At 53.5% G+C, this 3,275-nt stretch carries 2 protein-coding genes; both read right to left on the bottom strand.

Features of this window, described 5'->3' with window-relative positions:
- Positions 1-2,071 (bottom strand): beta-ketoacyl synthase N-terminal-like domain-containing protein (locus MHN01_RS21560; protein ID WP_304622884.1); only part of this gene is annotated, 2,071 nt, incomplete at its 3' end.
- Positions 2,068-3,275 (bottom strand): PfaB family protein (locus MHN01_RS21555; protein WP_239413358.1); only part of this gene is annotated, 1,208 nt, incomplete at its 5' end. The genes MHN01_RS21560 and MHN01_RS21555, both read right to left, overlap by 4 nt.

The following is a 3,275-nucleotide window of genomic DNA, read 5'->3' as shown; positions in this document are numbered from 1 at the left end:
TAGTAAATGCCGGGCCGTTGAAATCCCACAGCGAGGCGATACGTGACGCCATGATGTTACCGATAAAGCTGGTGTACTGATTGAGCTTGGCGGCATCCAGCACACTGTCCATGGCAATGGCTTCAAGCGACTGATATTCGCTTTCAGTCAGGGTGATCCCCATGTTGTCCAAGCTATCGGCAAGTTGGGTATGCAGGTTAACGCGACCGCGGAACTGGTGCATTTCCAGCTCGGTTTCCATCGCCACCAGAACGGCAACTTTTTGTCCGGCTTCAAGCTTGGCATCACGAATTGCTTCGTCAGCAACTTTCATGAGCAGCAACTGCTGGGAGATCAGACGATCATCTTCATTGGGTGGGACTTTGAACCGCAAGAAATCCAGCTCGAACTGATCAATGTAGGCTCCGTGGGGCACGGTATGCAAACCGAACTGGCTCAATAGTTCAGGGTGCTGATCCAGCCCTTTCCAGCGTTTTTTCGGCAGAGAGACAAAGGCATCTGCCCTCGTTTCGATGGCTTTATTAAGTGCATTAATGGTTTTCAACGAGCCGAAGTGCGAGGCCAGGCCGGTGATTTTCAGCGGAGCTGATACCGACGACTTTTTATTCTGTATTTGATTGTGTACATGAGCGTCAGCCGTAATTCCGGGTTGCTCCGAGTGAGAAGAATAGGCTTCCAGCAACAGGTGTGCGTTACAGCCGCCAAAGCCAAACACCGAAACACCGGCACGTCGTGCCGGGTTTCCGGCTTTATCTGGCCATGGCTGAACCTGGGTCGGCAATGTATGCGAGCCAAATAAACCGTCAGGTGAAGAAAGCGGAGTTGACAGATTAATGCTCGGAGGCAGAGTACCGTCACGCATTGCGAAGATCATTTTCATGATCCCGGGCATACCCGCTGCCGTGAGCAAGTGACCAAGGTTAGACTTTGCCGAGCCAATCAAGGGGGCCTGAGTCCCGTTTAGCTTGTCGGCAAAGAAACGCTCCATGGATGTCAGCTCGACTTTGTCACCCAGAGGAGTACCAGTGGCGTGACACTCAATCACCTCGATGCTCTCAGGGGACAAATCGCTAGCCTCATAGGCGCGCTCGAATGCCTGAACTTGCCCTTTGCTGTTAGGGCTAAGGACAAACTGGCCACGTCCGTCATTAGAGAGGCCGATACCACTGACGACTGCATAGATATGGTCGCCGTCGCGCTCTGCATCTTCGAGTCGCTTCAGTACCAGTACGCCCGCCCCTTCACCGGCAAACAGGCCTTTGCTGTTGCTATCGAACGGTACTGAGACGCCGTGGTCCGGGTAAGCATGGAAGATCGAGAAACCCATGTTGATGAAGAACGGGTCGGCACCGGAAACAGCGCCCGCCAGCATCATATCGGCCTTGCCGGTATTGAGGTAGTCACAGGCCAGTTTTAGCGAGTAGACCGAACTGGCGCAAGCAGCATCAAGGCTGAGCTGGGCACTACCCAAGCCGAGGGCGTCGGCAACTAGCTTGGAGGCATTATGTGCTGCGGCACCGTTGGCCGGGTTGGTGTCTCGTGCCTCGGTATTGGATGGGCTGAGCGAAAAATGCGCATTGGCTAGTTTTTCCTGCAGTGCTTTTTCTACCGCAGAGTGATAGAGCGGCAAGAATAAATCATTCGAACGTGTAGTCGGGAAAGACAATGCCCCCATGATCACGCCAGTACGCTCTAGTACTGCGGCATTTAAGGGGATCCCAGCGTCTGCCAGCGCTTTGCGGGTGGTATCCAGTGCCCAGAGAAAACTGTCGTCAAGGCCTTTGAACTTCTCAGCGGGTAAGCGGTATCCGCTCGGATCGAAGTTGAAGTTCTGGATGTAACCGCCTTTATCACAGTAAAAACGGTCGGACTCTCCCTGTTGACCCTGATAACTGTCGGGATTGGCGCCGAGTTTTTCAGCGCTCAATGTGCTGCGAGAGTCTCTCTTGTCTAGCAGGTTTTGCCAAAATGCTGTTGGCGTATCCGCGTCTGGATACTGGTTAGCTAAACCAACAATTGCAATTTTCTTGCTGGTGCTGTGCGCGTCGGTTGTTTTGTATTGAGAACTCAAACTGGCTCTCCTTGTATTTTGTTCGCCGACAAAGAAATATTTTCTGCCGACGAGGCATTCAATTGCTGCTGTTCAAGCCCTTGCAACAAAGGCTCCAGCGACAGTGGGATTTGGTGTGTGATGAGCTGAGCCAGACTTTTGAGCAGGGTGAGAATATCTTCCCCGCCTTTGGCATTTGCCGCGATGGTGCAACTTTCGGTTGTCACATTATCGGCACGGTTGATCTTGTCGATGAGCGTGCAGGTTTGTCTGTCAGCACCCACCTCGATAAATAGCCGGGCTCCCTGCTCACGTGCGCTGCGGATCAGCGCCGTAAAATCCAAGGTCGAGCAGAAGGTATCGGCGATGGAATCTGCGATACTCTGGCTATCAATCTGAACCGGCTTATTTAGGGTACCTGCCTTACTTTGATTCTTGGGCAGGAGGCCAGCAGCACTGAGAAAACGAATATGCTCTGGCAGCTGATCACAAAGTGGCTGACAGTAAAACTCAGTGACCTGCTGGTGCTGGCTCATTGCAGGTGGCGTGTGCATTGCGGTGACCCGGTTCGCAGCAATACCGCGCTTGCCTAACTTTTTGAGCAGGGCGCGGCAGTCATTCTCACAACCGGCCAGTACACAAGTATCACCTTGAATAATGGCCAGGTAAGCATGCGGAAAGTCAGGCAGCAGAGTTTGAATGGCTTCCGGCTCACTACGGACGACAAAGCTATTCCAGCTAATCGAATCGTTATCACCTAACTGCCACGCTTCACGAACGGCGGTGAGCTTACCGGAGATCGCCGTGGTGAAGATCGGGCTGGTCTGGGTCATCTCGATCAGGGCATGCGGGTTTTTCCATACGCCCAAGCTGGCCCACATTGAGGCTTCCCCCTTGGAGTAGCCGAGGGCAAAATCAGGCTTCACCGCAAACTCTTCACATAACAGCTGGGTTAGCAGGTAGCTGCTACCGACACCGGCAATGGCAAGTTCGCCCAACGTCATGTCAGCAGGGTCTGTGCCGTATGTTTTCTCGGCCTGCAGCATCTCTCTGAGATTGCCTTCACGCTCAAGGCGGGCATAAAGCGCCGGGAAATAGCGATGTAACTCGCGGAACATACCCGGATATACCGTACCAACACCGGGGTAGACAAATGCGACGCCGCCACGGCTGTTTGGTGATGGCGAGAAACAGCTGCCCGCTGGTGTCTTGTAGTGGCTACCTG

The organism is Photobacterium sp. OFAV2-7 (genome assembly GCF_022347985.1).
Taxonomy (GTDB): Bacteria; Pseudomonadota; Gammaproteobacteria; order Enterobacterales; family Vibrionaceae; genus Photobacterium.
The sequence above is the reverse complement of the archived record's forward strand: the minus strand, read 5'-3'. Positions and strand labels throughout refer to the sequence as shown.